This window comes from Alkalilimnicola ehrlichii (assembly GCF_003399765.1).
In the GTDB taxonomy this organism is placed as follows: Bacteria; Pseudomonadota; Gammaproteobacteria; order Nitrococcales; family AK92; genus AK92.
On sequence record NZ_NFZV01000037.1, the window covers coordinates 26992 to 33664 of the forward strand.

The following is a 6673-nucleotide window of genomic DNA, read 5'->3' on the forward strand; positions in this document are numbered from 1 at the left end:
GACACATACTATTAACAAAGCTCTCCGACTGTCTGGAAAGACGGACACATCAAAACAGAACCCAATCTCAAATAGCAGATAAAACCATTACAAATCATTAAGTTAAGAACAATCAGCAATCATTGGCACGGTAGCTGCTACTGGCTCTTCAACAAGGTCGACCGCTTCGAATAACGACCGGCCGTTGATAAAAAACAACGATTTGGAGGAGCCCATCATGTCCTACACAGCGTATTTCTCCACCTAGATTAGCGCTTATAAGCGTACAACGCCGGCTTGCGGCACACATCGGACAAGGTTGCCAAATCGCGGCTACCCGTCCTGTACCTATAAATAAAAAAGTCTGGAGGAGCATCCATGAAAACGCCTAGCGTGTTTCGCACGATTACCAAGGCTTTCGCGACAGGTGCGGTAGCAACGACCCTGCTGCTCGGCAGCGTTAATGCCAGTGCCAGCGAACGGGTACGCTGGCAAGTTCCCATCGCGTTTCCATCTCATCTTGTGGGCTTGAGCACCCCGGTGAAGTACCTGGCGGACAATCTGAATGCCGTTTCCAATGGCAACATCCGCCTCCGCTACTACGAGCCCGGCGAGCTAATCCCTCCGTTCGAAATTCTCGACGCCGTTTCCAAAGGCCGTTATCCGGCCGGTTACACCTGGATCGGCTATGACCAGGGCACTATTCCCGCACTGCCGCTGTTCTCCGGCCCGCCCTTTGGTATGGAACCGCCGGCGTTTCTCGCCTGGCACTATTTCGGCGACGGCGAAAAGCTGCTGCAGGAAGTGTATGCACCACGCAATGTCCATCCGTTGCTATGCGGCGTCATCGGCCCCGAAGGTGCGGGCTGGTTTAAAAAGCCGCTGGAATCGCTCGAAGACATCGACGGCCTTCGCATTCGGTTCGCGGGCATCGGGGGACGCGTCTTAGCGCGCTTGGGCGCCTCGGTCACCATGATTCCGGCGGCCGAGCTTTACCAGTCGGTGGAGCGGGGGACCATCGACGCCCTCGAATTCTCGCAACCGGCGGTCGACCGGATGCTTGGCCTGCATCAGGTTGTCAAAAACTACATCATGCCGGGTTGGCACCAAACCTTCACCACATCCCATCTACTGATCAACAAAGAAGTCTGGGACGGCCTCGCACCGAGCACCCAAGCCACTATCGACATGGCCTGTCGGGCCGCCACCCTCCATGGTTTTGCCGAAAGCGAATGGGCGCAGCCAACCGCCCTGCGCGAATACCAAAGGGAAGGCGTCACCGCTCAGGTGTTGCCGAAAGAGATTTTGCGGGAGTTGGAGATAGTCACCAACCAGGTTCTCGACGAAATCGCCGAGGATAACGAGATGTTCCGCCGCGTACTGACCAGCCAACGCGACTTTATGGCACATCATGCCATTTGGCACAGCAAGGGTTATCTACCCCGCGATTTCTATCAGTACGACTAACAGACATCACGGTCCGGAGGGGTGATAATGATACAACGCGATCCATCGACAGCCCATGAGCAACACGCTCCGATAACACGGGATCAAGTCACCCCCGGACCGTGTTCCCCGACAACCATTTTTCCCGCATAGTCGATGCCGGGCTACTACTGCTGGGTAGGCTCAGCGCGTGGCTTTGGCTTGGCGTGCTCGCCGTTGTCGTCGCCAACGTCGTCGCACGCTTTTTCCTCAGAGGCGGTTCGATTTGGTTAGTGGAGCTATCGTGGCATTTGTTCGGCGCGGCCATGCTGCTTTCCTTAAGCTATGCCGTCGTTACCGACAGCCACGTGCGGGTCGATCTGTTCCACGAGCGATTCCAGCTCAAAACCAAAGCGGCCATCGAGCTGGTAGGCTTCGTCCTGCTCCTGTTGCCGGCGCTTTACATCCTCATCGCCGAGCTGATTCCGTACGCACACCGCTCCTTCATCTATAACGAGCGCTCCCAGGCCCCGAGCGGCCTTCCCTATCGCTGGATTCTGAAATCGCTGGTTCCCATTGCTTTCGCTTTATTAGCGCTTGCCGTGGTTTCCCGGCTGAGTAAATGCACCACAACGCTGTTCAACATTCCCCGGCAGCTACCGCCACGCGAACCGCCGCCTACGCCATAACGATTTCCCAGAACCCTCGGATCGAACAATAACGGAGCACAATAACGGTGGGACTGGAACTCGAAACCTTGCTGGTAATTGCCATGTTCGCCAGCCTCATGGGAATGCTCCTTTGCGGCTTTCCCGTAGCTTGGTCGCTGATCGGCACCGGGCTTGTTTTCGCGACCGTCGGCCACGTTCTAGTCGAGCATTTCGACGCCGACCTTTGGTTTTCCTGGCAAGGCACCATGGGCGTCATGCCTCAGCGGCTGTGGGCGATCGTCTCCAACGAGTTACTGGTCGCCTTACCCATGTTCATTTTCATGGGGGTGATGCTCGATCGCTCGGGTATCGCCGAACGGCTAATGAGCAACCTGGTCCGTGTATTCGGCGGCCTACGCGGCGGCTATGCCATCACTGTGGTTATTCTTGGCGTGCTACTAGCTGCCACCACCGGCATTATCGGCGCTTCGGTAGTACTACTGGGGATGCTGTCGCTCGCACCGATGCTGCGCGCCAACTACTCGCCTTCGCTCGCCGTCGGCACCGCAGCCTCCGTCGGCACGCTTGGCATTCTCGTCCCGCCGAGCATTATGCTGGTCATCATGGCGGAGCGGCTGGGTACGCCGGAGGCTTCCGTAGGCAATCTATTCATGGGCGCGCTAATCCCCGGCTTGATGCTCGGCGGCCTCTACATTCTCTACATCCTCGCACTCAGCTTTCTCAAACCCAGCGCCGCGCCCGCCATCCCGCAACAGGAGCCGCTCACACTACGGGCGGTACTCGGGGTGCTGTGGGCGGTCGTGCCGCCGGCGGCGTTAATCGTCGCCGTTCTCGGCACCATCTTCTTCGGCATTGCCACGACCACAGAAGCCGCCGGCGTCGGCGCCCTCGGCGCTATGTTATTGGCCCTTATCAATCGCCGCCTCGACTTTCGGGTGATGCAGGACGCCCTGCTGGAGACCAGCAAAACCACCGCCTTCATATTCGGGATATTCATCGGCGCCACCGTATTCGCAGCGGTGCTGCGCGGACTCGGCGGCGACGATGTCGTTCGCGGCTTTCTGCAGGGCTTACCCTTCTCCGACTATGGTGTGGTTCTGGTCATTCTCGCCATCGTTTTCCTGCTCGGATTCTTCCTCGACTGGCTGGAGATCACCCTGATCATTCTGCCCCTGGTCGCACCGGTGGTGATGGAGCTGGGATTCGACCCGGTGTGGTTCACTATTTTATTTGCCGTTTGCCTCCAGACCTCATTCTTAACCCCCCGGTAGGCTTCGCGCTGTTTTACATAAAAGGCGTCTGCCCACCCGGTATCCGCACCCGCGACCTGTACCTGGGGGTATTGCCGTTCATCCTGATCCAACTCGTCGGCCTCGCGCTGGTGTTTTACTTCGAACCCCTAGCGACCTGGCTGCCGAGAGAAGTCCATGGCGGTTAACACACCGGCATCGCCGCTGTTGCTCCTACTGCTACCCCTGAATACGTAAGGAGTCCAACCATGAAACTGAGCGATCATACTGCCTTGATTACCGGCGCCGGCCGCGGAATCGGTCGCGCCATTGCCGAAGGCTACGCGCGCGCAGGTGCGCGCGTCGCCATCGCCGACCTCGACGCCGCAACCGCCGAAGAAGCCGCCGCAGCGGTTCGCGAGGCCGGCGGCGAAGCGCTGGCGATTCCCATGGACGTGACCGACGAAGAAGCGGTCCGCAACGGTGTCGATGCCATCATCAAGCAGTGGGGAAAACTGGACATACTGCTGGCCAATGCCGGCATTCAACACATCGGCCCGGTGCACAAACTAGCCTTAAGCGATTGGCGGCGCGTCATAGCCGTACATCTGGACGGCGCCTTCCTCGTCACCCGCGCCTGCCTGCCACATATGTACGAAGCCGGCTCGGGTTGCGTGATCTACATGGGGTCGGTGCACTCAAAAGAGGCCTCTCCGCTAAAAGCGCCTTACGTTGCGGCAAAACACGGCCTGCTCGGCCTTTGCCGCGCTGTGGCTAAGGAAGGCGCCGAGCATGGCGTGCGCGCCAACATCATTTGCCCCGGCTTCGTGCGCACGCCGTTGGTCGAGAAACAGATTCCGGAACAAGCACGCGAGCTCGGCCTCTCGGAGGAGGAAGTCATCAAGCACATCATGCTGCGCAACACCGTGGACCATGAGTTCACAACATTGGCCGACGTGACGGAGCTGGCGGTACAGCTAGCGGCGTTCCCATCCAATGCCCTGACCGGCCAGTCCATTGTGGTCAGTCACGGTTGGCATATGCAATAAAACATAAAATAAAGGAGTACTTGCCATGCAGCCCGCACCCGATGTTCTTTGGCGCCCCGCGCTGCGGGAGAACGCTGTCAGCCACATGGCCCGCTATATGGACTGGCTGGCCGATTACGGCTACGGGCGCTTCCGTAACTATACCGAGCTACATAACTGGTCGATCACCGAACCGTCCGCCTTTTGGTGGTCGGTATGGGAATTTGCCGGCTTGGTTGCCGACCAACCCTGGGTAGCCATCAACAACGGCCGCTCGATGCCGGCAACCCGTTGGCTGCCTAAGGCTCGGCTCAACTTCGCCCGCAATCTCCTGCGTCCCGTGCTCAAGCGACCGGATGACACGCCCGCGGTCATCGCCTTCAGCGAAACTCGCCCGCGCATCAGCCGCAGCCGCGCCGAACTGCTCGCCGACGTTGGCGCCTTGGAAGCATGGCTGCGGGCACAAGGCGTCAATAGCGGCGATCGCATCGCCGGCCTAATAAGCAACGGCTACGAGGCCTTGGTCGGCATGCTGGCCGCTACCAGCCTGGGAGCTATCTGGAGTTCTGCATCGCCGGATTTCGGCGTCGAAGCAACGCTCGACCGTTTTGGCCAGATCGGGCCTAAAATCCTTATCGCCGTTAATGGCTACGGCTACGGCGGCAAGCGCGTCTCGCGCCTGGATATGTTGACGACGCTGACCCAACGTCTCCCCTCGCTAAAGCGCATACTGGTCGTCAATCAGTTGCCGGAGGCCGGATCAGTCCGGCGCGACCGCCGCTTTGTCGCCTGGGAAGCCGCACTGACCGCCCATCGCGGAGCGGAACCCAGCTTCACCCCCCACCCTGCCGACCACCCGGTGTACATCCTGTACTCCTCGGGCACGACGGGAAAACCAAAATGCATTGTCCACGGTGCCGGCGGCTTACTCCTCAATCACGCTAAAGAGTTACTGCTACACGGCGACATCGGCCCCAACGACCGCCTCCTTTACTACACCACCTGCGGCTGGATGATGTGGAACTGGCAGGCCTCGGCGTTACTCACCGGCGCTTCCCTAGTGACCTACGACGGCTCCCCGAACTATCCGGATCTCGACGCACTGTGGCAAACGGTTGCCGACGAAAACGTCACCCACTTCGGCACCAGCGCGCGTTTCCTCGCCGCTTGCCGAAAGGCCGAGCTGACCCCAGCCGACCGATACGACTTTAGCCGCATGCGCGTCGTATTCTCGACCGGCTCGCCCTTGCTACCGGAAGATTACGACTGGTTCTACGACCGGGTATCGCGCAACGCCCTGCTCGGCTCCATCGCCGGTGGCACCGATATCTGCGGTTGTTTCGTCGGCTGCAACCCCTTATTGCCGGTCCGCCGGGGCGAAATCCAATGTCGGATGTTAGGCGTCAACGTCGTTGCCTACGACGAAGAAGGCCAGATCACGGACGAGCGCGGCGAACTGGTTTGTCGGCAACCGCTGCCCTCGATGCCGATCGGGTTCTGGAACGACGTCAACGAAACGCAGTACCGAAAGGCCTATTTCGAGACCTTTCCGGGCGTATGGGCGCATGGCGATTTCGTACGCTTCACGCCCCACGGCGGGGCGATCATCTATGGCCGCTCCGACGCGACGTTAAACCCCGGAGGCGTACGCATTGGCACTGCCGAGATCTATCGACAAGTGGAAACCGTGGACGAGATCGCCGACAGCTTAGTCGTAGGCCGCCCCATCGAAGGCGATGTCGAGATCACGCTACTCGTTATACCCGCACCCGGCGCAAACCTAAACGAGCCGCTCACCCAGCGGCTACGACAACGAATCCGCGACAACGCCAGCCCGCGTCACGTCCCCAAGCATATCGTTGCGGTAGACGAGATTCCCTACACACGTAGCGGCAAGAAAATGGAATTAGCCGTAACCCGGCTATTCAACGGCGACGGAACAACGGACAACCGTGCAGCAATGGCCAACCCCGACTCGCTGGAACACATCGCCGAGCGTCTGCGAGACGCAGGCTTAGTCGTGTCCTAGTGGGGCGCGGCTAACGAGACGATGCCCTGACACGACCGACTCAGCCCCCTGCGTGCATAGACCACCGGGCGGTCGGCAACAAGAAGGCCAGGGAAGATTTTTTTTATAGAGTCATCGCGCTTTGGTGGGATGGTTGTTTGGTTGTCGCAAGTTTTTTCTTTTGTGGTTGTTTTTGATGTCGGTGGTTAAGTTTGGTGCGCTGCGCGCAGTTTGTTTAGAAGGCGGGGTTCCGCCCCCGCACGGCGGGTTCCTTTTCTTGCTTGCCCAAGAAAAGGAACCAAAAGAAGGGCAGCCCGTTGTCTCGCCCCGCCT

6 protein-coding genes are annotated in these 6673 nt (G+C 59.3%); all 6 read left to right on the forward strand.

What is annotated here, in order from left to right:
• The first annotated feature begins 357 nt into the window (after window positions 1–357).
• Complete coding sequence (locus CAI21_RS20720; RefSeq protein ID WP_116304043.1) at window positions 358–1446, forward strand: TRAP transporter substrate-binding protein; 1089 nt, start codon at window positions 358–360, stop codon at window positions 1444–1446.
• Between the two features lie 101 nt (window positions 1447–1547).
• Window positions 1548–2093 carry a TRAP transporter small permease subunit gene (locus CAI21_RS20725; RefSeq protein ID WP_116304044.1) on the forward strand — a complete coding sequence of 182 codons (546 nt, stop codon included), beginning with the start codon at window positions 1548–1550 and terminating at the stop codon, window positions 2091–2093.
• 47 nt (window positions 2094–2140) lie between these two features.
• Window positions 2141–3346, forward strand: coding sequence for a TRAP transporter large permease (locus CAI21_RS20730; RefSeq protein ID WP_220348958.1), 1206 nt, complete (start codon window positions 2141–2143; stop codon window positions 3344–3346).
• 227 nt (window positions 3347–3573) lie between these two features.
• Window positions 3574–4353, forward strand: coding sequence for a 3-hydroxybutyrate dehydrogenase (locus tag CAI21_RS20735; protein WP_116304045.1), 780 nt, complete (start codon window positions 3574–3576; stop codon window positions 4351–4353).
• 25 nt (window positions 4354–4378) lie between these two features.
• Window positions 4379–6361 (forward strand): acetoacetate--CoA ligase, encoded by a 1983-nt coding sequence (locus tag CAI21_RS20740; protein ID WP_116304046.1) that lies wholly within the window; start codon window positions 4379–4381, stop codon window positions 6359–6361.
• 121 nt (window positions 6362–6482) lie between these two features.
• Window positions 6483–6673 (forward strand): hypothetical protein (locus CAI21_RS24300; protein ID WP_220348961.1); only part of this gene is annotated, 191 nt, incomplete at its 3' end.

What these genes read in the sequence shown, in the direction of transcription:
- CAI21_RS20720 (WP_116304043.1), top strand. Translation starts at nt 358, where the DNA reads ATGAAAACGCCTAGCGTGTTTCGCACGATTACCAAGGCTTTCGCGACA.
- CAI21_RS20735 (WP_116304045.1), top strand. Translation starts at nt 3,574, where the DNA reads ATGAAACTGAGCGATCATACTGCCTTGATTACCGGCGCCGGCCGCGGA.
- CAI21_RS20740 (WP_116304046.1), top strand. Translation starts at nt 4,379, where the DNA reads ATGCAGCCCGCACCCGATGTTCTTTGGCGCCCCGCGCTGCGGGAGAAC.